Here is a 25170-nt window from a genome sequence, read left to right as displayed (position 1 = left end):
TAATTATTAAGAACAGACTCAACCCGAGTTTCAATTCTCCAATTTCCAATTTCTTTTAGCCCATTTGACAAACTTTTTCATCTCTGTCATATTTGGACTTGAATACTCAGCAAGACGAGCAAGACGAGCAAGACGAGTAAATTAGAAGACTTGTCTCGCCTGTTTCACTTGTCTCGTTTGTTTAACTTATGAAGTTAGTAATCGTAGAGTCTCCAACTAAGGCAAAAACTATCTCCAAATTTTTATCAAAAGAATACAAAGTCGAATCTTCATACGGCCATGTTCGTGATTTATCAAAAAAGAAAATGGGCATTGATATAGAAAACAACTTTGAACCTACTTATGAAGTGGGAGAAAGATCTGTAACGCAAGTCGCAAAATTAAAGAAACTGGCCAAAAGTGCCGACGAAATATTATTCGCACCCGATGAAGATCGAGAAGGAGAAGCGATTGCCTGGCATCTAAAGGAAATCCTCAAACCAAAAAATTATAAACGAATTGGTTTTCATGAAATTACCAAAAAGGCAATTGAGAAAGCAATAGAAAATCCACACGACATTGACATGAATTTAGTTGATGCACAACAAGCTCGTCGGATATTAGATCGCCTAGTCGGATTTGAACTATCCCCTTTTCTATGGCAAAAAGTAGCTCGTGGACTATCTGCCGGTCGAGTCCAATCAGTCTGCGTTCGATTAATCGTAGAAAAGGAGCGCGAACGAGAAGCTTTTAAAATAGATGAATATTGGACACTTGAAGCAATCTTTGATGCAAATGATAAAATTAAAATTGAAGCAAAACTCCACGCAATTGATGGTAAATCATTGAAAAAATTACAAATCAAAAATGAAAAAGAGGCAAAAAAACTGGAAGAAATCCTTAAATCAACAAATTACAAAATTTCTAACATTGAAACTAAAGATAGTAAGAAAAAAGTTCCTGAGCCGTTCAAAACTTCAACTTTGCAACAAAATGCCAACAATCGTTTGCACATGTCAGCCAAAGATACCATGCGAGTAGCTCAGCAACTTTATGAAGGTATTAAGCTCGGCAGTAAAGACGCAGTTGGTCTTATCACCTACATGAGAACTGACTCACTAAATTTATCAGATGATTTTCTAAGTGCTTGTCATAAATATATTAAAGATGAAATTGGGAAAGATTATGCACCAGAAAAGCCTAGGACTTTCAAAACCAAAACCAAGGGCGCCCAAGAAGCACATGAGGCTATTCGACCAACTCATGTAGACTTTTCACCTGAAGACATCAAGGATCATTTGGACGAAAAACAATTCAAAGTTTACAATTTAATTTGGCAAAGAGCCGTTGCCAGTCAAATGAAAGAAGCTATTGTTAGCAACACTTCAATCGACATCAATAGCAAAGATGATAAATATACTTTCCGAGCCACAGGACAAATTATTAAATTTGACGGCTTTTTGAAAATTTACCAAACTGATACTAAAGAAAACATTCTTCCAGCAGTTAAAGAAAATCAAGAAATCAAGATTGAAGAACTCAAACCAATTCAACATTTTACTCAACCGCCAGCGAGATATACTGAAGCGACCTTAGTTAAAATTCTTGAAGAATATGGGATTGGTCGACCTTCCACCTATGCTCCAACTATTTCTACTATCCAAGACCGAAATTATGTAATCAAAGAAGAAAAAAGATTGAAACCAACCGACATGGGAATTATTGTCAACGACATTCTGGTTGAACACTTTCCGGATATTGTTGATTACAAATTCACAGCTGAGATGGAAGAAGATCTCGATCTAATTGCTCACGGCAAAAAGAAATGGCAACCAATCATCAAAGCTTTTTATGGACCATTCCACAAGAACTTAGAAAAGAAAACCAAAACTTTAACAAAAGAAGAATTAACTCAGGAAAATACCGAAGAGGTTTGTGAAAAATGCGGTGAACCAATGGTTATCAAGACCGGCCGCTTTGGAAGATTCATGGCTTGTACTGGCTACCCTGAATGCAAAACCACAAAACCAGTTCCAGGTAGTGAAGAAGCAACTGTAGAGCCAGAACTTATTGAAGAAGAATGTCCTGACTGTGGTGCTAAGCTGGCCAAACGACGTGGACGATATGGATTCTTCTTGGGCTGTTCAAATTATCCTGATTGTAAATTTATAAAAAAATTTAGTAAAGGTACTGGCGTTAAATGCCCTGACTGTGGTGAAGGTGAGATTGTTTCTCGTAAAGGCAGAAGTAAAAGAATTTTTTACGGTTGTGATAAATATCCAAAGTGCAAATTTGTTCTTTGGGGAAAACCAACCGGTAATAAATGCAAAGTTTGTAACTCTCTAATGGCTGAAAAAGGAAAGACCGAAGTTTGCGGAAACAAGGATTGCGAAACAAATAAAACAAGTGAATAATGATCAATTCCCCAAATTCTAAATACTTTCAAAATTCAATAAAAGCCCAAAATACAACTTATTAAATGTGAATTTGGGATTTTGTATTTGTTTAGGATTTAGGATTTTGAACTTCTAAAAAAGCAGTTATCTGACAGGCGAAGATGCGCATCTTCGCCTGTCAGATAACTGCTTTTTTAGTGTAGGGAATCTGGATTGTAACCCCAATTATTGTTGATGATAAGGGTGTCACAGAAACCCTACAAAGATATAATAGTAAAATGACATTAATTTGTCAATTGTTAATAACTAAAATAAAATCTAAAATTAGACCTTTTTAAAACAAAAACTCCTGGACCAAAGGCCCGGGAGTTTTCGAATTGGGAATACTTCCCTACCATCAACAAATTCATTATAGCAAAGATTTTTGACTTTGTCAAGACTGCTCTTGATTTTTCCCTAAAATATGCTAAATTGTTAGTATATGGCTATTAAAAAGATAATTCAATTAATCGAAGAAAAGCAGCCAATTCCCTCTTTTACGATCATTCGCAAAACATTCAAATTTTTCAAAGAGCAAACCAAGGATCTTCCCTTCATAGACAAGCGAAACCTACAAAACAAGGCGCTAGAAAGAGCAAGTTACTTGGCGAAGGAGAATGCTAGAATTGAATTTATTTGCGCTGCTATTCTTTTTGATTTGCCAAAAAGGGATAAAAATATTTTTGAGAAAATACAAAAAGATCTCTCAGAGGATATATTCTTAATTGTAAAATCCTACGACCTGGCCAGACAATATTTGTCTGGCAAAAATGAAGCCTATTTTGAACATGTTTACCGGACCGCTTTAACTTTAGCAAAAATCAAAATGTCTACTGCAGCAATTTGCGCTGCATTATTACACGAACTTCCCGTATTATCACAACTCTCCTCCCAAAAAATAGAAAAATTAACCAGCAAAGAAGTAGCTAAACTGTGTGCAAATTTTCAAAAAATCAGAAAGATTAGAACCGCAAACAATCAACTGTACGTCAATCAACTCAGAGAGATGACCATTGCCATGGCCGAGGATCTCCAAGTGATTATTATCAAAATGAGTTCAAATATTGATAGAATGAAACATCGGCTTATTTCCTCAGATGAAAAGTTACGTAACGTTGCCCTAGAATCAAGAGAAATTTTAGCACCATTGGCCGACCTACTTGGTATCTGGCAATTGCGTTGGCAACTCGAGGATTACTCATTCAAAATCTTAGAACCAGAAGAATATGAAAAAATCAATCAACGGTTCAATGTAGATGAAAGAAAGAATCGTGATAAATATATTCATAAAACAAAAAACCATCTAACAAAAACTGCAAAAATGGCAGGCATCAACTGTCAGATAAGTGGCCGTTTCAAACATTTTCATAGCATTCATCGAAAAATGATTGTAAAGAAAAAAAGTTTTTATGAGATCGGTGATATTTTCGCACTGAGAGTGGTTGTTGATTCGATTGATGACTGCTATCGAATGATTGGTCATATTCACCGACTATGGAAACCAAAACAGCGACGATTCAAGGACTATATTGCTGACCCTAAAAGTAACCAATATCGAAGCTTACATACTACTGTAATCGGGATCAACAATAGATTGACAGAGTTTCAAGTGAGAACAAAAGAAATGAACGAAACTGCTGATTATGGCATTGCTGCACATTGGTATTACAAAAATCCACGCAAGAAATCACCTGAATGGATCCAAGAACTATTAATCAAACAACAACAACACAAAAGCGACCAGGACTTTTTGGCTAAATTCCATTCTGAAATCCTGGGCGGCAGAATATATATTTACACGCCAAAGGGTGATGTTATCTCATTACCTGAAGGATCCACGCCAATCGACTTTGCCTATCAAGTCCACACTGAAGTAGGTCATAAATGTAGTGAAGCATTTGTAAACGAGTTACCAGTGCCACTCAACTACGTACTTTCCTCAAATGACATAATCAAAATCATTGTTGACCGCTCTCAGGCTGGCCCCAAAGCCGAATGGCTTGAATTTGTCAAAACTCCTGGAGCCAAGAAAAGTATTGAAAATTATTTCAACCGTCCTCCCATGGAAAGAAACCTTTAATTCTGCTACAATATATATACGTTAATCACCAAACCTGTAGCATGTAACATGTAACATTAACAGAAGTAATGATACATGATTCATGATATATGTTTCATGACAAATGACCATCCGCCAATTACTGGAGACAATTAAAGAAACTCATGATTGCAAACAAGCTGACCTAGACCTAGTTGAGCAAGCTTATAATTTTGCTGAGACTGCTCACCTGAGCCAAAAAAGATCAACTGGCGATGACTATATCGAGCATTGTCTACAAACTGCTAATAGTTTGGCTGAACTAAAATTACCAATCTCAATGATTGCCGCTGGGCTATTACATGATGTTCCTGAAGACACCAAGTTCACTCTAGAGAACATTAAAACTGAATTTGGCTCTGACATTGCTAGCATGGTTGAAGGCATTACAAAACTGGGACGTATTAAGTATCGAGGGATAGATCGTTATGTCGAAAACCTAAGAAAAATGTTTGTAGCGATGGCCCAGGATATCAGGGTTGTCCTGATAAAATTTGCTGACCGTTTACATAATCTACAAACCTTGTACGCATTACCTGCAGACAAGCAAAAAAGAATTGCTCAAGAAACTTTGGAAATTTATGCACCAATTGCTAATCGATTAGGGATTGGTGAACTACAATCCAAACTGGAGGATGCTGCTTTTAAATATGCCTACCCAGATGATTTTAACAAAACAGAACAACTTATAAAGAACAATTTTCCGATCAAGAAAAAAACATTGAACAATATGGTCCGGAAAATCAAAAATAAATTAGACAAGGACGACATAAAATATTATGATATATACGGAAGGACCAAACATTACTACAGTTTTTTCAGAAAATACCAAAAATATCACAATGATATAAAACAAATCTATGATTTGGTTGCCATGCGTATCATAGTTGATAGTGTAGCTGATTGTTATGCTGTGCTTGGTATTATTCACAATGTTTGGAAACCAATTCGTGGTCGGATCAAAGACTATATTGCTCAACCAAAACCAAACGGCTACCAATCTCTACACACTGCTGTGTTTGGAGATGACCAAGAAATTGTAGAAATTCAAATCAGAACCCAAAAAATGCACGATCAGGCAGAACTAGGAATCGCAGCGCATTGGCAATATAAAGAATTCCAAAAAGTTAGCAAAAAGGAAGTTGAATGGGTACAGGAACTGGCTGAATGGCTAAAACAAATTGGTGACAATAACCGATTCTTAGAAGGTGCTAAAATTGATGTATTTCAAAATAGAATTTTTGTATTTACCCCACAAGGTGACGTAATCGATCTACCTGATGGCGCTACTCCAATTGATTTTGCTTATCATATTCATACAGAGATTGGCAACAAATGTTCGCGATCTTTAATTAATAACGAAATTGTTGCACTTGATCACAGACTAAAAAATGGTGACGTAGTACAAATTGTTACTGACAAAAATCGTAAAGGGCCAAACCCTGAATGGTTAAACTTTGTTAAGACCAGAACTGCCAGACAGCATATTGAAACTCAGAAAAACAAAAACTGGAAAAAATTCATTCCTAAATTTTCAAAATAAAAAACCTCAATCAGGGGTTTCCAAAATAAAAATATGCACATGAAAAAACTTTTTGCAATCATTTTTGTACTTCTAATTGCTGGTACTATCACTACAGTTTCAGTCAACGCTGGCAACAACTCTTCTATCGTAGGCTCAGGCGCTTTTTGTTATAAAACTGTAGACGTAAGTTTAAAAGCTTATTGTGGAATGGGTCAAATATCTCAATGCGATGTTTACCTTGGCTTATACAAAGAACACTGTAATAATGATTTTACTTTTACTGCTGCCATGTTGATCGATTTTGAAAATTTGTTCAAATATAATACCAATACTGGTCAGCAAATTTACACTATTATTAACAAGCTACGTGACAGAGCAGGTCATAGTGCTTACGGGGTGCATTTTAATGATTTCGACAACCCTTATATCAATCCAAGTATTGTTGGTGCTTTCACTCAATACCCTAACAATAATGGTGTCAATATTGTAGATATTTTAAATGGTGAATCAGCCTTTTTTCAATTTGCTTCTGATGAAGCGCAAATAGTTAATCCTGGCATAACAAACCCAACCTCTCTAACTGATCCAGCAAACCAAACTAGTGACCCTGTCTTTTTTAGTTGTGCAGACAAAGCTGAAAACTGCACTACCATTGAGTTGTGTTCAGCCCCACCACGTAGCGCCGCAAATTGGTACAACGATTCCTGTCATACTGACGCACAAAAAGCTACCGGTCTGGCCTGCAACGTAAACTATGAATGTCAAACCAATAAATGTGTAGCTGGAGATCAAGGCAAAAAGTGTACTTGCGAGACTATGAGTGACTGTAAAATTTTAAACCCAGATCGTTGGTGCAACAAAGATACTTCCATGTGTATTGATAAACAACCTGCTGGTGCAGCATCCGTACATGGGTATGCTTGTCTTGGAGGTTTAATGACCGATTCAGCTGATAATAATATCAAAAAATGCACCTGCACAGTAGGCTCAACGCAAGGCTGTCCTGAAGGCAAAACCTGTCAAAGTTTGTTCTCTTGTGTAAATACAGCTCAGTACAATCCTGATGCCGGAAAACAAGGTGCTGTATGTCAAACCAATAATCAATGCGAAAGTGGTACCTGCGTAAATAACATTTGTAATTGCACTTCTCATGATAATTGTTTGGACACCAGTTCTTATTGTGATATACAGGGTGATAAATCTTGTAAACCTAAAAAAATCGGCGGTCTATCTGCAACAAATGCGTATGAATGTTTGTGGAATTGGCAAGCTGGAAAATGCGGATGTTTAGAAGGATCCCCAGAAGGTTGTATGCCTGGACAAAGTTGTGAAAACAACTCCTGCGATCAAGGACAACCAGGTGGATCAACATATAACTGGTTTGAAGTTATGCATGGCAATGACCAACAAAACCAATGCTGTGAAACAGACCCCAACGCTTGCTTTAATAACATCCCAAGTAGTTTACAAGACTATGTAAAAAATACTGAATCCTTTGAACAAGGTGACACTAAATTAGCTGAATACAATGCACTTGCCGACGCCTGTTTAAACACACATGCTTGTTCAGCAGGCGATGCTAACTGTGAGGCAGCGCCAAATGGCGACCCGCCTGAAAGTTGTACTTCAGATTCTAATTGTCAGAATAATCAATTCTGTGCTACCTATCTCAGTCCTAAAATTTGTTTTGACAAAGGAACACTTAATGCTGACTGTGGTAATGGTAACCAATGTTTATCTAACAAATGCAATAACAACAAATGTACAGAACCACCAGCTCCGCCACCAAATCAAGGCGGTCCAACCTTGCCTGGCAAAGGTGAAATCTGTACAAATGAGGGTAATAACGGTCAATGTCAACCAGGTCTATTTTGTAAGACTGATATAATTGGTGGAACACCAGCCGACATGAATAAATGCATTGAAAAACTGGCTAGTGAACAAACCTGCAACGAAGCAGCTCAATGTATTTCTGGTACTTGTACAACAAGCAAATGCACTGAGCCAACCCAAGAGCAAGAAGCAAAACAAGAACAGGATCTTAATCCACCACCTCCACCGCCCCCACCACCTGCACCAGAAAGCGAAATGTATCAAGTTATGCATGGTAACGACCAACAGCAACAATGCTGTACATCTGACCCCAACGCTTGCTTCAACAGCATCCCAAGTGATTTACAAAATTATATAAAAAATGCGGAATCCTTTGAGCAAGGTGATCCTCAATTAGCTGAATACAATGCACTAACTAACGCCTGTTTATCACAAAATGGTTGTGGTTCAAATAGTTGCTCTGCTCCTCAAACTCCAATTTGTGGAAATGGTAATAAAGAAGGAACCGAAGAATGTGATGACGGAAACAAAGAAGAGGCTGATGCTTGCAAAAACGACTGTAAACTTGCTGCCGCTCCTGCAAATTGCGGTAATGGTGTACATGATGCAGGAGAAGGCTGTGATGATGGTAATGTTGTTGCTGGTGATGGTTGCTCAAATGTTTGTATAATAGAGGCTTGTGGTAACTCTATACTTGACGTAGGTGAAGATTGCGATGACGGAAATAATACTGCTGAAGATGGTTGTGATCCAGATTGTAAAACTGAACCCACACCACAGCAAGCATATGGTGATAAAGGTACAAATGCTGCTTGTCAAACTTTTTCCGAGGCTGGAAAAAATGACTGTACATCAGGTTTATATTGTGGTGAGCCTCCGAGTCCCAAAGAATGTATCTCTCAACAAGGAACTAATGGAGCCTGTGAGCAAAACTACATGTGCTTTTCAAACAACTGTAATGACCTTGTCCATGTTTGCGAAAACGCAGTTCAAGCTCAAGGTGCCCCTGGCGAGACGCCACCCCCAACTCCAGAACAAACATATGGTTCTAAAGGAGAAAATGATACCTGCACACCTCAAACCAGTAGCAATGAGTGCTCCCAAGGATTTTTTTGTGATGATATTCAAAAGATATGTACTCCGCAATTAGGCACAGGTGAAACCCCTTGTGACTACAGCACCATGTGTTTATCTAACAACTGTAATCCTCAAAACAAAACTTGCGAAGACGCAATTCAACCTCAAGGATCACCTGGCGATGCTCCAGCTGCACCAAAAACTTGTGCCAAGCATGATGAATGCTCCAGTGAACAATACTGTGATTTTAATGGTGATAAAAAATGTAAAGATAAAATCACTGGAGGTGTAAATTGCTCAACCTACCTCGGAACTATGTGTAAAAGTGATATCTGTATTACTGGTGTTTCTCTATGCGCTTGCACCGATAATTCACACTGTGGTCAAGAACCTGGAGCAGAACAATATTGTGTTATTGAAGATCAGGAATGTAAAGCAAAATCCATAGCTGGAGGCACTTGTAAATTACATAGCGACTGTGTCAGTACTGCCTGGTGTGAAAACGCAACCACTTGCACAGCAGACGTAGAAGCTGGTAAAGATTGCGTTACAACAACTGGTGGCGATGAAATGTGTCCGGCAAATCATAAGTGTGTAGAAAAAGATGTAGGTGGCGTCAAAAAGACCATTTGTGCATGTACTGCAACTGGTTGTGGTGAAGGCAAGTATTGTGACGTTACAGGTAATAAATGCACAGATAAAGGCGCAGGTGGCGCACTTTGTGCACCAGGCGTTGGTGGAGATGCTTCCTGTAAATCAGGTAAATGTGGCTCTGACAATAAATGTACTCAACCAATTGCTGGCGGTGGTGAAGTTCCCGTAACAAACCTACCAAACTTCATGAATACCGATAACCCCTATGAAGTAATCGGAAATGTAATCACCTTCTTGATAGGCCTAACTGGATCTATAGCCCTGGTAATGTTCATCTATGGTGGTAGCCTCTGGCTGATTTCTGCTGGCCGTGAAGACTATGTAAAGAAAGGCACACAAACCATGGTCTGGGCAGTGATCGGATTGGCTGTAATTTTCAGCAGCTATCTGATAATTCAGTTTATTGTAAGATTTATTGGTGGAAATATATAAAAAAGAAAATATTAAAAAAACTCCTGCTTTTTAAGTGGGAGTTTTTTTAATATTGACAACTATAGGCAAATAAGTTAATATAATCAGTCCAACAAGGTTCATTAAAAACATGGAGGTATATAATGTTTTCACAATTTTTCACACTGGGTAGTCTCAGTGCAATACATTGGATCTCTGGTATTGTTGTCTTTGCTCTGATAATTGCTTTTTGGCTAGCTCATTGTTATTGTTTAACCAAATCAGGAACCGTGACCATCCTCGGAAAATGGGGATCAGATGCTTGTGAGATCAGAGGTCCGGGACTAGGATTTTTCTGGTATCCGTTCATACAAATAATGGATGTTATCGCCATTCAAAGACAGAGTTTTGACATTGAAAACATGGTTATCAACTGCAGAACTGATACCAATGGCCAAAATGGAACCAAAGCAACTGCTGGAAAAATTGACTACACTAAAACTGGAGTCATTGAAGTACAAACTAACGAAATTAGTATTGTCTATAAAACCAGCTTTAGTGCTGATCCTAAAAAAACAGATCAAACATTAGAAGGTTTTTATGAAGTCAGCACAGACGGAAAAATAGATCATAAAACCATACAACGCATGCTCAAAGACGTTGTGCAACAACACCTCAAAGCAGAAATTGAAAAAATGACTATCTCTACAGTAATGAGTGTTCAGCAAACACTCATCAATACAATAAAAGATCTTGTCAGCAAAAATCTGGAGACTAGGGGCTTACCAATCGAAATCACCGATCTTTCTCTTAACAAAAGAATTGAGCTGGCCAACACTGCTGACGCTGAGGCTCTCCGAGCCAAAGCAACCGCCCGCCTTCAACTGGCAGCAGTAGAAGATGAGCAAGCAGTGGAAATTGAAAAGGCTAAGCTGCAAATTGTAGTAACCAGACATGAAGCTGAAGCTCTGGCCGCCAAAATGGAAGTTTTAGCAAAGGCTTACGGTTTTGACGAATTACCACCAGCCAGCGTGGCAAAAGCCTGGCTAACGGCTGACACAATTAAAGCATACGAGGCAATCGGGACAAGTTCCAGCTCTAAGGTTGTAATGCTACCCAATATCGGTAGTTTGCTTCCTCAAGTGGAAAACATGCTGGTCGATCTTAGTAAAAAAGGAGGCGGTTAATGAGGAATCCGCTTGCCGCTAAGTTTAGAGGCCCTATTTTCATACTTTTATTGGCTGGAATATGTTTGATTGGCATTGAATCGGCCTGGGCTGAAGGAGACCTGTGGTACAAGCTGGCCATACCTTGCGCGCTGGGAGTTGCTGGACTGATCATGCTATTCATTAACCTAACAAAGGTAAATGATTCACCCTCACCAACTGATACAGCTGGGTCAGACAAGGCTACCACGGATAAACCGACAAAACCTACCACAGCTTCGGCAAAATCAAAGGGCGGTGGACTAGAAGTACTTATGAGCCTAATGCTTTCCCTGGCAATTTTAGGTGGTGGAATCTGGTTTGTCAGTTGGTGTGTCAATGGCATCATGAAAAACAGTGTAGAAATCTCAGAACATGGTCAAGAAGAGGTCCGTGTTATAACAAGTCCTCTACCCATTGGACACGACTATGACTACGTTGATGACAAAATCTTCGATACCTACATCAAACCAGGCGTCATTTACAATGTCTTTGAACTTAAAAAAGGCCAACACTGGAAATGGTACTTTCAAAAAAATATCCTTTTTCGGGTAAAGAGTTCTGGAGATGAAGTTTTTGCTCTACTGGAAAGGCATCCGAAAAGTGGAACAACTTTTGAAGCCTACCAGGATGGCATGCTTCAAGTAAAGTCCAGTCAACCAAGCAATCATGTACGAATTATCCGCTTGGCCTCAACAAATGACTAATCAAAAGAGTCAGGATCCTCAGATCCTGACTCTTTAATTTTTATCCCATTTTTAATCAATCAAAATTGTCTTGGTACCGTAAAAGCTTAAACTGTTAATTATGACTTTGGAGTCATCGAAATCATTACGTATTTCAATTTCAATAATGCGGTCATTTAGATTCACGGCAATAACATCAACTAACTTTCCTGGTCGGGCCTCCATACGATCCTTCACCTGCTTGAACCAAATGGCCTTTTCATTATCAATTTCTATTTCTTCACTCTCATAACCTGCAGTGAATAAATTTTCAAATCGATTTTCATAGAACTCTTCTAATGTGTATTTCTCTTTCCAGTTGGTATAACCCATAATCTTTACTGAATCTTCACTATTATTCTCCGGCTGAAACCGAGAAATTAAACCATCCTCGCCACTATCCCAAACTATCCAACCTTTTGGAAAGCGTAATTCATAACGAAAGGCTGGATTGGTATACAACTGCCAACCCTTCACTAATACTTTTATTGTTTTTTCATTAATTTCAAAAACGTTTGGATTGTCTGCTTTTTCACAGCCGACCAAACTTAATGACAAACAAATTAATAACCCTCCAAGTAATATCTTGTTCATAAGAATTTCTTTACTCAATAATTTTATTTACAATAGATTCTAATTCTTCTTCTGAATAAAATTCAACTTCAATTTTACCCTGCCCGCCACTTTTCTTTATATTAACTTTGGTATTTAGTCGACTTCGGAGAATATCTTCTTTTTCTTCTAATAATGGATCTACCTTTTTAGCCCTTGCTATTTTTGGTCCTGTTTTTTTACTTATATTTTCCACATCACGAACAGTATAATCAGATTGAATAATTTTGTCCAATAGTTTTAATTGTTCTTTTTCATCCTCCAAACCGGCAATAACTTTGGCATGGCCTTCTGAAATTATACCTTCTACTAAAGCTCCTTGGACCTTCGCCGCTAAAGACAAAAATCGAATAGTATTAGCTACTGCGGAACGACTAACTCCCAATTTTACCCCAACATCTTCTTGCGATAACCCAAACTCATCCATCAATCGCTCATAAGCTATTGCTTTCTCAATTGGGTTCAAGCTTTTTCGTTGCACATTTTCAATTATAGCTAATTCCAATTTGTCCTGTTCTTCAACCTCACGAACTATTGCCGGCACGGTATTTAAACCTAAAATTTTTGCCGATCTTAATCTTCTTTCTCCAGCAATTAATTGATAGCCATCAGTTACTTTAGTTACAATTATCGGCTGAATTATTCCATGTACTTTTATAGATTCCATCAGCTCCTCCAGATCTTCATGAGCAAATGTCTTGCGGGGCTGCATTGGATTCGCTTCAACATCATCTACTGGTATTTGTAAAATCCTTTGCAAATCGTCAGTTACTAAAAAATCCTTATTCTTATCAGAAATAATATTAGCTGGTATTTTTTTTGGTATTAAAGAGCCAAGCCCTCGACCTAATCCTGTTACTTTGACCATAATTTTTATTTTATTTTTTGTTTAAATAATTTCAATCATCTCACGAGCTAGCTTTTGATATGCCCGGGCACCCTTTGAAGATGGGTCATAGTGTAAAATCGACTTACCATGACTTGGTGACTCAGTTAAGCGTACATTGCGCGGGATAACAGTTCTGAAAATTTTATCTGGGAAAAATTTATATAATTCTTGCATAACTTGATCCGATAAACGAATTCTTTTATCAAACATGGTAATCACCGCACCAAGAATAGATAACTCTGGTTTCAAATTTTCCTGAACCAAGTTAATCGTACTTATCAACTGACCTAAACCTTCCAAAGCGTAATATTCAGCTTGGATTGGGATTAAAACATAGTCAGAAGCAACTAAACCATTCAAAGTTAAAAGCCCCAAAGATGGTGGGCAATCAATTAATATATAATCATAATCACCACGCACCTCTAAAATGGCTTGAGATAGACAAAATTCACGATTTTCCACATTTACTAATTCTACATTTGCACCAGCCAGACCTGGAGTGGCCGGCGCCACGCGAAAGCCGACATGGTCAGTTGGATGTAAAACCTCTCTTAATAAATATTCACCAGAAATTGCCTCGTAAATACCCTTGTTAATGTTTTGATAATCAATCCCCAAACCAGAAGAGGCATTTGCTTGTGGATCCAAGTCAACCAAAAGTACATACTTACCATGTTCAGCTAAGTATGCCCCTAAATTCACAGCCGTTGTGGTTTTACCCACTCCTCCTTTTTGATTAACTACAGCAACAACTTTTGCCATAAAACAAAAAATTATGAAGCTCACTTCTAATAACATTATACCCTAAATTTTAGACTTTGACAACTGTGTTTTTTTACTATATACTTGATTACAGTTAATTTAAATTGTTTTAGGTCAAGTGGCGGAACTGGTAGACCTGCCTGCCGGCAGGCAGGCGCGCTGAACGCTCAATAATATGTATACAACTTACGCAATTTCAAGTTTGCTTAAAAACTAAACATGCCGCGGTGGTGAAATTGGTAGACGCACTGGACTCAAAATCCAGCGGTAGCAATACCATGCCGGTTCGATTCCGGCCCGCGGCACCATACCTTGGTAACTCTTACTATAAGGTTTCTCAAGGCTAACCAAAAAAGCCTTTACAAAGTATTCATTTTACATTATAATATTCGCACAACATATTAACTTTGTATCGTTGCATATTCTCAAGTGAAAAATCAAGCTAGAATTAAATTTATCGCGGGGTAGAGCAGTTGGCAGCTCGCCAGGCCCATAACCTGGAGGTCACTGGTTCGAGTCCAGTCCCCGCTACCAAAATCTAAACTTTATATAAAAAAGACTCACGGTTCAGATAACAAATACCCTTTGTACCCTGAGCTGTGAGTCTTTTTGTGCCGGGCCTTGCCCGGAGTATGCCGGGGTAGCTCAGCCCCAAAGGGGCCCCTTCGGGGTTGGTTAGAGCGTAGGAATCATTTTTAAATAGATCTCCCAAAACAATTTTATGCCGGGGTAGCTCAGTTGGTTAGAGCGTAGGAATCATAACCCTAAGGTCGGCGGTTCAATCCCGCCCCCCGGTACCAAAAAAATAGAAACTAAATAAAAAATGGACTCCTACAAAGTTTACTTTCTTAAAAGTCTTAAAGACAAAGGATTTTATATTGGCTGTACTTCAATTAATCTTAGTCATAGATTGAATAAGCACAATGCTGGTCACGTTAAATCTACAAAACATAGAAGACCTTGGAAAATAATTTACTTTGAAGAGTACAACAACAAATCAACAGCCTATAAACGTGAATATTATCTTAAAAAACCTTCTGGTTATACCGATAAACTATTTATACTAGAAAAATGCCACCAAAAAGCTCAGCCCCAAAGGGGCCCCTTCGGGGTTGGTTAGAGCGTAGGAATCATAACCCTAAGGTCGTCCCCAAGTGACTCGACCTTTGTCTTCGGCGGTTCAACGTGTCCCTTCGGGATCCCGCCCCCCGGTACCACTCTTAACTTGAGGGACTCTAATCTTAAAAATTCAAATTTGAAAATTATGTGGTTTGTTTTTGACTCAATTATTTTCTTCACCCTATTTTTTTCAGCTTATTGGATGTATATTATCATACGTTCTTTTTTTTATCCCAAAAAACAAACTCGTAAATCTGAACTTATCCGTATTTGCTTTCTTGTTATTCTGCTTACATGTTTTGTTCTTGTTCTTTATGGTAGTTTCATAGAACCAAAAATTATCAGAACCAAACAAATCAACTTGGACCTGAAACAAACTGACAAAAAAGAAAATATCAAAATCGCCTTAATTTCCGACCTCCATGTTGGTCGATATAAAAAATCTTTTTTTATTAATCGTGTCGTCAAAAAAATAGACAACTACGAACCAGACCTAATCCTACTAGGTGGCGACTATATTCTGGGAAAAGAAAAATACGCCTACTATCTTCAACCGCTAGAAAAACTTAGCAAAAAATATCCCATATTCGCAGTAACTGGAAACCATGAGTTCGGGTTAGCCTATGAAGGAGCCCCCAGGCACAAAGACAAAACTAAAACCTTAAGAGAATTATTTAAGAAATGGAACATTGAGATTCTTGATAATAAAACTGCCAAAATAAGTGTTGATAAAAACGATTTCAATCTTACCGGTATTCCTGATATCTGGACACAAAAAGATAATCTCCATGTTGCAAAATACAATTTGGACCCACGAACACCAAACATTCTTCTTTGTCATAACCCAGATATAATATTGGACAAAGAATCTGAAATTTTTGATTTAATTTTATCTGGCCACACTCACGGCGGACAAATCAGATTACCCTGGTTAGGATCCGTTCCATCATTACCGACTGAACTCGGTAGACCTTTTGACAAAGGTTTGTTTAAAATAAAACAGACCGTCCTATATATTTCAAGCGGTCTGGGAGAAACTGGTACTCGCGCGCGATTATTTGATCCACCAGAGATAAACATAATCACTCTTGATTTGTAGCTACTAAATAGTGCCACCAAAGGCACTATTTTAATAAAGTCATAAATTTTTTTACTGTTATTTCCCAGCTAAACTTACCCGATCTTTGTCTCCCCTGACTAACTAGGCGTTGGCGCAAAATTTTATCTTCCAAAACTTGTTTAACGGCACGACGTATTGAATTCACGTCCTTGCTGTCAATCAAAACTGCAGCATCCTCAGCAATTTCCTTCAAAGATGAATTGTTCGCCGTTATGACTGGAGCACCCAAGGCCATGGCCTCCAATACAGGAAAACCAAATCCTTCATAATGGGAAGGAAAAACAAAAGCTTGGCAACTTTTCAGTAAGATGTTTCTCTCTCTGTTGCTAATCTTTCCTACATATTTAATTCTTGAAGTTGTCAAACGCTTATTTATTTCATTCAACTGTCGAAAAACCGGTTTAAATTTCCAACCTTTAATACCAGCCAGTATTAAGGAAACATTCATTTCTTCATTTTCAAACAAAAAATTCGAAAAAGCCTTAATTAAATTCAAAATATTTTTTCTTGGCTCTATAGTTCCAATAAATAACAAATAATCACCCTTGATGTCAAATTTATTTTTGACTTTTTTTATTTCTTCTTCAAAGTAAGTGTCTTTAACTACAATCCCTGGATGAATCACTCTTATTTTTTCAGGATTAACTTTGAATAACTTTATTAAATCTTTTTTTGTGCTTTGAGAAATAGATACTATTATTTTGGCTTTTTTGATACTACGAGGAACCAAAATTCTTGTGGAAAACCATTGTTTCTCTGGAAACCACTTCGGAAATAAATAAATTGCTAAATCATGAACTACCAATAACGATTTTTTGTTATAAAATAAAGGAATAACATTCGCTGGAAAAATTGTTAGGTCCAGTTTTTCCTTTAATAGCAGTCGAGTGAAGTTAATATGATTATCCCACAACGGAAGCTTTGAACTGGCACGAAACATTTTTACAATTTTTATACGTGGATTTGAACCTTTAATCTTGTGGATGGTTTCAGGTGAAATATCACTATAAAAAAATAAAGTATACTGATTTACAGTATCCTGATATAGCAGATTTCTCACTAAATGGTAAGTATACCTTTCAATTCCAGCACCTGCGTTCTGCTGACTGTCATAAAATTTTCGACAATCTATTCCTATTTTCATAAAAATGCAAATACTCCTGTCGATATTACTGTCACAATAATTCCTGCCAAAACTATACCCATAAAAATAAAAATTAAAGCTCTTTTTCGAGGAATTTTAAATAGAAATGAAGCTGCAGCACCGGTCCAGGCTCCTGTAACTGGCAAAGGAATCGCCACAAAGATCATTAATGCCCATTCACCATATTTTTGGTATTTCTTTTCAAACTTTTTAACAACTTTATTGAACCACCAATTAAAAAACCGTTCAAAGATTTTAAAATGCCTACTTAGCCAACCAGACAAAGGTTTCAAAAACCAAACAATCAATATTGCTGGAATAGCATCTCCCAAAACTGATATAACGAAAGCTAACCACGGCGCCATATGAAAATAACCAATCGCAAATGGTATTGAACCCCTTAATTCTGTAATTGGAAGCATCGCTAATAAAAATGTTGCCAGCCAGTCTGGAAATTGTGAGAAAAAATTGTAAACTGCGTCTAACATACACACAAAAACACAAAAGCACAGAAAACACAAAAACTCAACCTGAAACTTTTGATGGAAATTATTTATTCATTGAATTACTAATATCCGTTAATTCTTTCCATAACATTGCCCCTATCTCATCTGCTAAGACATCCCCTCTTTGAAATTCTTCATCTGTAATATATCCTCTTTCTAAAGAAAATTTTAAAAGAAATCGTGCTTCTTTTAAAGATCCATAGGATATTTCAAAAAAATTATACTGAACCGCTATCCTTCTTCGAGCATATCCCTCAATATAATTTAAAACAACCGATAAGGCAGCACGCCGAAATTGAGACACACTTGAATATATTTCTTGCTTTGGAAAATTTAAGGTCGCATCATATACGAAGTGAACAAAACTGTTCATTTTTTGTTTAAGCTTTTCCTTATACTCTTGAGTCATAATATCTTATCCTAACTTTTTGTATAGCTTTTGTGCTTTTGTGTTTTCTGTGTTTTATTTCCACTTATGATTTGAAAATACCCAGTCAGCAATAACTTTAACATCCTGAAAACGTTGATTAATACTTGGACTATTCAAAACAACTATAGCAATAGAATGTTGCTCGTGGGCAATTTCTACAGCCAAACAATAACCTGCTTCATTCAAAAAACCGGTTTTGCCACCAATTAATTCATATCCATACTTAGCACTATTCAAAAAACTACTGACCAATATATCGGTATTATTAATCTTCCGAGTTTTACCATTATTCAAAATTTTAAAACTATATTTTGACTGCAAAACTGATTCGCGAATCTCATTTCTTTGCATTGCCAAATGTACTAAACGAGAAACATCCAACGCTGTAGAGATATTACCTTCATTTAAACCTGTTGGATCAGCAAAACGAGAATTGTACATTTGCATTTGTTCTGCTCTCTCATTCATTAAATCAACAAACTCTGCTTGGCCTAATCCTAATCCACGAATCATTGCCTTAATAGCATTATTATCTGAAGTAACCAGTCCCGCCTTCCATAAATCAGTAAAAGAGACTCTCTCACCACGATACAAATGAGGATACGCACCAACTGTTTCATCAGACTGTTGCATTTCCACTTCCAATTGCCAGTCAGGTTGCTTATCAAGTATAACTAAGGCGGTCATTAATTTAGTAATGCTCGCAATGGGTTGTTGAATATTACTATCTTTTTGCAATAGAACTTTTCCGCTATTAATATCAATTGCCACAAAACGATCAGCAGCAACCTCCACTCCTATATTTTGTATATTGATTCTTTGCGGTGGTTCATGCTCCGCCCTTGCCTTGATATCAAAAAAAGAAATATCCGAAGAATAGATATTACTAAATGGTTGTAGCAATAATAAGGTAATAATAATATTTAATAACATCTAATTCTGTTAATTTAAATCTTCTGGACGAACAGCTGGCATTTCTCTAGCATAATGCTTCTCTCTTTCTGCTTGATCAGCTGCCCTTTGTTCAGATTGTTCCTGCTTTCTTTTTTCAAGAGCGGCTGCAAATTCTGGGTTTTCCGCAGCCATTTCCTTAATATTAAAAACCCTGGCAGGATGACTTACTTCCGGACTAACTCTGTCTTTTGGCATAGCATGCATTTCTGCGGTTACCGAAATGTCATCAATCGCGTCAATCTCTTCTCGAACAGAGGTTAAATCTTGCTCTTTTTTCTTTTCGACCTTTTTACGCAACTTTAATATTTCCTCTGGAATCTTCATAAACTGAACTTGGTGTTTTTTTCTTTCCGCAGCCTCAGCTGCTTTTTTTTCAGCTTCCTTTTTCTTGGCATCGGCGAGAGCCTCAGCAAACTCTGGACTTTGAGCTGCCATTTCATTTAAATCATAAACCCCTGCATTATGTTTATCTCCACCACCGACTCCTTTTTGTGAATCAAATCCCATATTTTTTATAGTTATTTATTTTCTAAATATTGCTCAAGATTTTCTACTTTACTTAATCTTTCGTAGTCAGGTAATTCTTTAACGTTATTTAAACCTAAATGTTTTAGAAAATCAATTGTCACTTCATAACTATTTTGTCCGCTATTTTTATTCGTTTCAAAAGTGATTAGTCCACGAATCAATAAGTTGCGGATAATTAAACTACAATTTACTCCCCTAATTTGCTCTAACTCGGGTTTGGTAATTGGCCCACGATAAGCTACCACCGTCAATGTTTCCAGTGAAGCTGGAGTTAGTTCACCGGTAATATCATCTTTCAAAAACTTTTTAATAATTTCTGCCACATCAGGATTAGTAGTCATTTGTAGTTCATTCCCTGCCTGTACCAACTGAACACCACTTTCAGGGCGGTTATATTTTTGTTTTAAATCTTCGACTATTTCTAGAACCTGCTGTGCAGTTATTTGTTCACCTTGTTTTGTCAAAAAACTAACAATTGATTTAGCTGTCAAAGGTTTGCTGGAAATGAATAATAAACTTTCTATTTTTGTTTTCATACATGTACAGATTACTGATATTTACGGATGTACAGATCTAATTAAAGACTGCTATTACTAAATCTCTAAGTCAATCCGTATATCCGGGCAAATCCGTAATCCGTAACTATATTTTCTCAATAATTATATCTTCAAAATTTTTAGTTTGCTTTAATTTTAAATGTCGTTGTTTTACTAACTCCAAAAGTGCTAAAAAATTTACAATGACCTCTGTTTTACTTTTTGAGTCTGTCATTATTTGATTGAATCCCATTTTCCCTTTTGTTTTCAAGTACTTTTGAATATCAAAAATTGTTTGTTGTAGACTAACGGTCTTTTCCATCATTTGCCGAGGTAATTTAACCAGTGGGTCTAAACGTCTAAGAATAATTAGCAAAGATTCTTTCAGATTGTGTACCTTTAACTCCTGGGGTGGTGAAAATTCTATCTCCGTTCTCGCAATTGGCTTTTGTCGTGAAAAAGTAAATCTTTTTTGACCGATCAACTCCTGAATCTTTTTGGAAGCATCAATAAACTCTTTGTACATTTTTAATTGTTTTTCCAAATCGTCCAATTCTTCTTCTTGTTCCAGATATGGCAACAAAGCCTTTGATTTTAGAAGCAACAATCTGGCTGCTATCACTAAAAAGTCTGCCAGTTCGTCTGCCTGCTTATTTTCCATGCCCTCCAGGTACTGAATATATTGATCTGTAACTTGACTAAGCGTAATTTCTGTAATCTCCAATTTTTGTTTTTCAATTAGTTGCAATAATAAATCTAATGGGCCGTTGAATTTTTCTGTTTTTATTTCGTACATAATTATTTTAATTTCAATGACAACTGTTCACCAATCAATTTCTTGGCCTGCTTCTTCCCTTTATTGGTTAAACTAACTTGCTTGATAAACCACTTATGTGATGTCCTAACGCCATAGCCAATCATTAATTCTTTATCAATCAAGCTTTCAATACTCCCAGTTATCACTTTTACTTGCAATTCTTTCTTTGCCCTGCCCTGTTTCTGATAAAAACTCAAAAAAACATTTCTATCTATCTTCGCTCTCCGGCTATTATAGCACCTCGATAAAATATGTTTTTGCAGGACAGATAAACGCATATGTTTATTTTTTCTTTTTTAAGTCTATGCCCAACTCATCAAGCTGAGCCTTGTCAACCCCAGATGGTGCATCCATCAAAGGATCACGAGCATCGGAGTTTAACGGGAAAGCGATAACTTCACGAATATTTTGCTCTCCTTGCAGGATGGACAACAACCTATCAAAGCCTGGGGCAATTCCACCATGTGGCGGTACGCCATATTCAAATGCTTCAAGTAAATGTGAGAATTGTTTCTTTTTCTCATCATCAAAACCAATTAACTCAAATACTTTTTCTTGAAGTTTGGCATCATAAATTCTTAAAGCTCCACCACCAACTTCAATTCCGTTAAGAACTAAATCATGTTGGTAAGACTTAACTTTTCCTGGGTCTGAATCTAAAAGACCAACATCTTCTTCCTTTGGTCGAGTAAACATATTATGTGCTGGGCCCCACTTCTGTCCAGCTCCATGAAAAAAGTCATTCTCTGTTTGTTCTATGAAAAGTGGCCAATCCAAAATCCAAGCGAATGCTAATTCGTTCAAATCTTCCTTGTTCTTTCGCAAATCAGGCTTATCAGTTTTGTATTTTTTCATAACATCATCGTATTGCAATCGTGGCCAAGGTGTTTCTGTTACTTTTTTGTTTGGCCAAAGCTCTTTGACCATATCAGTGAACATCCCTTCTACTAAATCTAATATTTCTGTCTGATCAACAAAGGACATTTCTATATCAATTTGATAAAATTCTCCAGGACTACGATCCGCTCTAGAATCTTCGTCACGGAAACAAGGCGCAATTTGAAAATATCTTTCTAAACCTGCAACCATTAACAGTTGTTTATACTGTTGTGGTGCTTGAGGTAAAGCAAAAAACTTTCCCGGATGAACTCGAGAAGGCACTAAATAATCTCGTGCGCCCTCAGGGGTTGACTTGGATAATATTGGGGTATGAATTTCAATAAAGCCTTGCTCATTTAAATAATTTCTAACAAAATGCATCATTTTTGAACGCATTACCATATTGGTTTGCATGCGATCATGACGCAAATCTAAATATCTATATTGCAATCGCAAATCTTCCTTAGCTTGTCGTTCTTCATTATCAATTTCAAATGGTGGAGTCTTAGATTTAGACAAAACTTTAACTGACTTAGCCAAAACCTCAACACCGCCTGAGGCCATGTCTGGATTTCTTTGCTTTTCCCCACGTTCATTAACAACTCCCTGAATTTCCAAAACAAATTCCGGTCGAATGTCTTTTAAAATTTCATTAGACTCTTCGTCTAATTCCGCTGGCACTAAAACAACTTGAAGTAAACCACTTCGATCACGTAAGTCAACAAAAGCAATCTTACCCATATTACGTCGAGCATTAACCCAACCTTTAACTAAAACTTCTTCCCCCTGTTTGTTTGCAGTTTCTCCTGCTAATGTTCTATTCATATTAAAAATCACGAAACCACGAATACACGAAATCACGAAACCATGAATATACCAAATCACGAAACTGTTTTTGTAGGTGTTTTCCGTGTTTTGCTGTTTTTACTGTGTTTTCTGTGTTCTTGTGTTTTCCGTGTTTTACTGTGTGTTTAAACTTAATATTATCAAATTAATATCATCCTCAGAAAAATAATTATGATTTAATCCTAAAACCACTAAGTGATCATCTTTTTCGAAATTAATTATTGTAAACACAGATTTTAAATATTTGCACTCATAATACAACACGTAATTATTCTTTTGGGACTTGATTGGACAAACTTGACCACCCAATACATTTTTATTAAATTGAGATTCAAAATTTAATTCTGCGTCACGCTCAAAAGTATCATAAAAAATCATCACGCCTTGATCAATTGAATTGAACCACATAGCCCCACTATCAGTTTCATTGTAAATCAAACTATTTGGGTATTGAAATTCTATCAAATCATTTTTAAACTCCTTCATCTTTTCAAAATCAACTTTCACAACGGGTGTACTATCTTGACCAAGCCATAACCAAAACAAACCATTTACGATTAAAACAATAATTATTACTCCAACTAATATTTGCCATTTCTTCATATAAATGATTACTGATCGTACTGATTTACTGATTATGCTAAAAACAATTTTACAAATCAGTTATCAATATATCAGCATTTGTCAGTACTCAATTTCTAAGGATATATACGATTAATAGTCCTCGGAAAAGGAATTGTTTCCCTCACATGTTTCGTACCACACATCCAACCCACAATTCGCTCTAAGCCGTAACCAAAACCTGAATGTGGGACTGAACCATATTTTCTTAAATCTAAATACCAGTCAAATGCTTCTTGCGGTAATTTATGTTCCTTTATTCGTTTAACTAAAGTTTCATAATCATCCTCACGCTGTGATCCACCAATAATTTCACCATGACCTTCTGGCGCAATCACATCCGAGCACAAAGCAATATCTTCATTATCTTTATCTCTTTTCATGTAAAAAGCTTTGATCTCAGCTGGCCATTTTTCAATAAAGATTGGCTTGTCTCTATCCTTCATAATTAAATCCTCGTCATCATTACCAAGATCTTCTCCGTCTTTGATGTCTGAACCTTTGGTTTTTAATTCTTCAAGTGCTTGTTTATAAGTCAATCGTTCAAAACCAGCAGTGATTTTTTCTAAAGCTGACACATCACGTTCTAGAATTTCTAATTCTGCTTTATTTTTTTCTAAAACTGATTTTGCAATGTAACAGATCAGATCTTCTTGCAGTTGCATACTCATTTCATGATCATAAAAAGCCATTTCCGCATCCATCATCCAAAATTCTGTTAAATGTCTACGAGTTTTGGATTTTTCCGCACGAAAAGTCGGGCCGAAGTCGAATACTTTGCCGAATGAAGCAATTGCTGCTTCCAAATATAATTGACCACTTTGAGAAAGATAAGCTTTCCCAAGATCAAAGTACTCCATTTCAAAAAGCTCGGTTGTTCCTTCACAAGCAGCAGGCGTTAGAATCGGAGAATCGATTTTAGTAAATCCCTTTTCCAAGAAAAATTCATAAGTTGCCATGATTACTGTAGTTCGAACCCTTTGAATAGCAGCTTGTTTTGGTGAACGCAACCAAAGATGTCTATTTTCCATCAAAAAATCCGGCCCGTGCTCTTTATTACCAATTGGGTATTCCTCAGATCTTTGGATAAAATTTAATTTTTTGACTTGAAGTTCGTACTCTTCCTTTTTCGGATGTTTCGAAACGGTACCTACAACTTCAACTGAACTTTCTTGCATCATTTGTTCAATGACCTGCCAAGAATCCTCGTCAACTGAATCTTTTGCTACAACTGCCTGCGTAAATCCGGAACCATCACGAACTTGTAAAAACGCAATCTTGCCAGATGAACGGAAATTATAAACCCAGCCTTTGATTAAAACCTCCTGATCTAATTTTTCTGAAAAATCTTTAATGTAAGTTTGTTCCATAAGTTTAAAATAATAAAAATACAGGAATATAAAAATTGTACTATTTAAGTAATTTTACAACTCCCCACTACTAAAGTTTCTATTTTCTAGTTTCAAATTTCTATAACTATTATAAT

At 36.8% G+C, this 25170-nt stretch carries 22 protein-coding genes and 3 tRNA genes; 11 read left to right on the top strand and 14 right to left on the bottom strand.

Annotated features, from left to right (window positions below; genetic code table 11):
• The first annotated feature begins 188 nt into the window (after positions 1 to 188).
• From topA to HN643_03640, 6 genes are all read left to right on the top strand, one after another.
• The gene (topA, locus tag HN643_03665) at positions 189 to 2393 is read left to right on the top strand and encodes a type I DNA topoisomerase (GenBank protein MBT7500738.1); all 2205 of its coding nucleotides are present in this window, start codon (positions 189 to 191) and stop codon (positions 2391 to 2393) included.
• Between the two features lie 463 nt (positions 2394 to 2856).
• A complete protein-coding gene (locus tag HN643_03660) occupies positions 2857 to 4494 on the top strand; it encodes a bifunctional (p)ppGpp synthetase/guanosine-3',5'-bis(diphosphate) 3'-pyrophosphohydrolase (protein ID MBT7500737.1) in 1638 nt (545 codons plus the stop codon).
• A gap of 103 nt (positions 4495 to 4597) precedes the next feature.
• Entirely contained in the window at positions 4598 to 6055 is a 1458-nt protein-coding gene (locus HN643_03655) for a bifunctional (p)ppGpp synthetase/guanosine-3',5'-bis(diphosphate) 3'-pyrophosphohydrolase (protein ID MBT7500736.1), read from the top strand.
• A gap of 33 nt (positions 6056 to 6088) precedes the next feature.
• On the top strand, positions 6089 to 10033 hold the full coding sequence (locus HN643_03650) for a hypothetical protein (GenBank protein ID MBT7500735.1): 3945 nt from the start codon (positions 6089 to 6091) through the stop codon (positions 10031 to 10033).
• Positions 10034 to 10281: 248 nt separating this feature from the next.
• The gene (locus HN643_03645; GenBank protein ID MBT7500734.1) at positions 10282 to 11178 is read left to right on the top strand and encodes a hypothetical protein; all 897 of its coding nucleotides are present in this window, start codon (positions 10282 to 10284) and stop codon (positions 11176 to 11178) included.
• The gene (locus HN643_03640; GenBank protein MBT7500733.1) at positions 11178 to 11903 is read left to right on the top strand and encodes a hypothetical protein; all 726 of its coding nucleotides are present in this window, start codon (positions 11178 to 11180) and stop codon (positions 11901 to 11903) included. The genes HN643_03645 and HN643_03640 overlap by 1 nt, the downstream gene beginning before the upstream one ends.
• A 51-nt stretch (positions 11904 to 11954) precedes the next feature.
• Here HN643_03640 and HN643_03635 read toward each other — a convergent pair whose 3' ends face one another.
• The 3 genes from HN643_03635 to HN643_03625 are packed head-to-tail and all read right to left on the bottom strand — an operon-like array spanning position 11955 to position 14184.
• Positions 11955 to 12515, bottom strand: coding sequence for a hypothetical protein (locus HN643_03635; protein ID MBT7500732.1), 561 nt, complete (start codon positions 12513 to 12515; stop codon positions 11955 to 11957).
• A 10-nt stretch (positions 12516 to 12525) separates the two neighbouring features.
• Complete coding sequence (locus HN643_03630; protein ID MBT7500731.1) at positions 12526 to 13401, bottom strand: ParB/RepB/Spo0J family partition protein; 876 nt, start codon at positions 13399 to 13401, stop codon at positions 12526 to 12528.
• Between the two features lie 21 nt (positions 13402 to 13422).
• Entirely contained in the window at positions 13423 to 14184 is a 762-nt protein-coding gene (locus HN643_03625) for a ParA family protein (protein ID MBT7500730.1), read from the bottom strand.
• A 221-nt stretch (positions 14185 to 14405) separates the two neighbouring features.
• On the opposite strand from HN643_03625, the gene HN643_03620 reads away from it, so the two are divergent.
• From HN643_03620 to HN643_03600, 5 genes are all read left to right on the top strand, one after another.
• Positions 14406 to 14492, top strand: a tRNA-Leu gene (locus HN643_03620).
• Between the two features lie 150 nt (positions 14493 to 14642).
• Positions 14643 to 14718, top strand: a tRNA-Met gene (locus tag HN643_03615).
• Between the two features lie 189 nt (positions 14719 to 14907).
• Positions 14908 to 14984, top strand: a tRNA-Met gene (locus HN643_03610).
• Between the two features lie 23 nt (positions 14985 to 15007).
• On the top strand, positions 15008 to 15304 hold the full coding sequence (locus HN643_03605; protein MBT7500729.1) for a GIY-YIG nuclease family protein: 297 nt from the start codon (positions 15008 to 15010) through the stop codon (positions 15302 to 15304).
• 144 nt (positions 15305 to 15448) lie between these two features.
• Positions 15449 to 16402, top strand: a complete 954-nt coding sequence (locus tag HN643_03600) for a metallophosphoesterase (GenBank protein ID MBT7500728.1) — start codon at positions 15449 to 15451, stop codon at positions 16400 to 16402.
• A 25-nt stretch (positions 16403 to 16427) separates the two neighbouring features.
• On the opposite strand, the gene HN643_03595 is transcribed toward HN643_03600, so the two are convergent.
• From HN643_03595 to asnS, 11 genes are all read right to left on the bottom strand, one after another.
• Positions 16428 to 17567: a glycosyltransferase family 4 protein gene (locus HN643_03595; protein MBT7500727.1), complete on the bottom strand. Its 1140-nt coding sequence runs from the start codon at positions 17565 to 17567 to the stop codon at positions 16428 to 16430.
• Complete coding sequence (locus HN643_03590) at positions 17564 to 18055, bottom strand: small multi-drug export protein (GenBank protein ID MBT7500726.1); 492 nt, start codon at positions 18053 to 18055, stop codon at positions 17564 to 17566. The genes HN643_03595 and HN643_03590 overlap by 4 nt, the downstream gene beginning before the upstream one ends.
• Positions 18056 to 18116: 61 nt before the next feature.
• Positions 18117 to 18482: a four helix bundle protein gene (locus HN643_03585; protein MBT7500725.1), complete on the bottom strand. Its 366-nt coding sequence runs from the start codon at positions 18480 to 18482 to the stop codon at positions 18117 to 18119.
• Between the two features lie 54 nt (positions 18483 to 18536).
• Positions 18537 to 19436, bottom strand: coding sequence for a D-alanyl-D-alanine carboxypeptidase (locus HN643_03580; GenBank protein MBT7500724.1), 900 nt, complete (start codon positions 19434 to 19436; stop codon positions 18537 to 18539).
• Positions 19437 to 19445: 9 nt separating this feature from the next.
• Positions 19446 to 19964, bottom strand: a complete 519-nt coding sequence (locus HN643_03575) for a hypothetical protein (GenBank protein ID MBT7500723.1) — start codon at positions 19962 to 19964, stop codon at positions 19446 to 19448.
• Positions 19965 to 19975: 11 nt separating this feature from the next.
• The gene (scpB, locus tag HN643_03570; GenBank protein ID MBT7500722.1) at positions 19976 to 20521 is read right to left on the bottom strand and encodes an SMC-Scp complex subunit ScpB; all 546 of its coding nucleotides are present in this window, start codon (positions 20519 to 20521) and stop codon (positions 19976 to 19978) included.
• Positions 20522 to 20627: 106 nt separating this feature from the next.
• Positions 20628 to 21317: a segregation/condensation protein A gene (locus HN643_03565; GenBank protein MBT7500721.1), complete on the bottom strand. Its 690-nt coding sequence runs from the start codon at positions 21315 to 21317 to the stop codon at positions 20628 to 20630.
• Positions 21318 to 21319: 2 nt separating this feature from the next.
• The gene (locus HN643_03560) at positions 21320 to 21616 is read right to left on the bottom strand and encodes a hypothetical protein (GenBank protein ID MBT7500720.1); all 297 of its coding nucleotides are present in this window, start codon (positions 21614 to 21616) and stop codon (positions 21320 to 21322) included.
• Positions 21617 to 21620: 4 nt separating this feature from the next.
• Positions 21621 to 23042 (bottom strand): aspartate--tRNA ligase, encoded by a 1422-nt coding sequence (gene aspS / locus HN643_03555; GenBank protein MBT7500719.1) that lies wholly within the window; start codon positions 23040 to 23042, stop codon positions 21621 to 21623.
• 135 nt (positions 23043 to 23177) lie between these two features.
• Complete coding sequence (locus HN643_03550) at positions 23178 to 23666, bottom strand: hypothetical protein (GenBank protein MBT7500718.1); 489 nt, start codon at positions 23664 to 23666, stop codon at positions 23178 to 23180.
• A 95-nt stretch (positions 23667 to 23761) separates the two neighbouring features.
• Positions 23762 to 25054, bottom strand: a complete 1293-nt coding sequence (gene asnS, locus HN643_03545) for an asparagine--tRNA ligase (GenBank protein ID MBT7500717.1) — start codon at positions 25052 to 25054, stop codon at positions 23762 to 23764.
• Between the last annotated feature and the right edge of the window lie 116 nt (positions 25055 to 25170).

The organism is Candidatus Falkowbacteria bacterium (assembly GCA_018674305.1).
GTDB lineage: Bacteria > Patescibacteriota > Patescibacteriia > UBA11705 > JABHMO01 > JABMRF01.
Note: the sequence above shows the minus strand (reverse complement) of the source record. Positions and strands in the feature narration are given on the sequence as shown.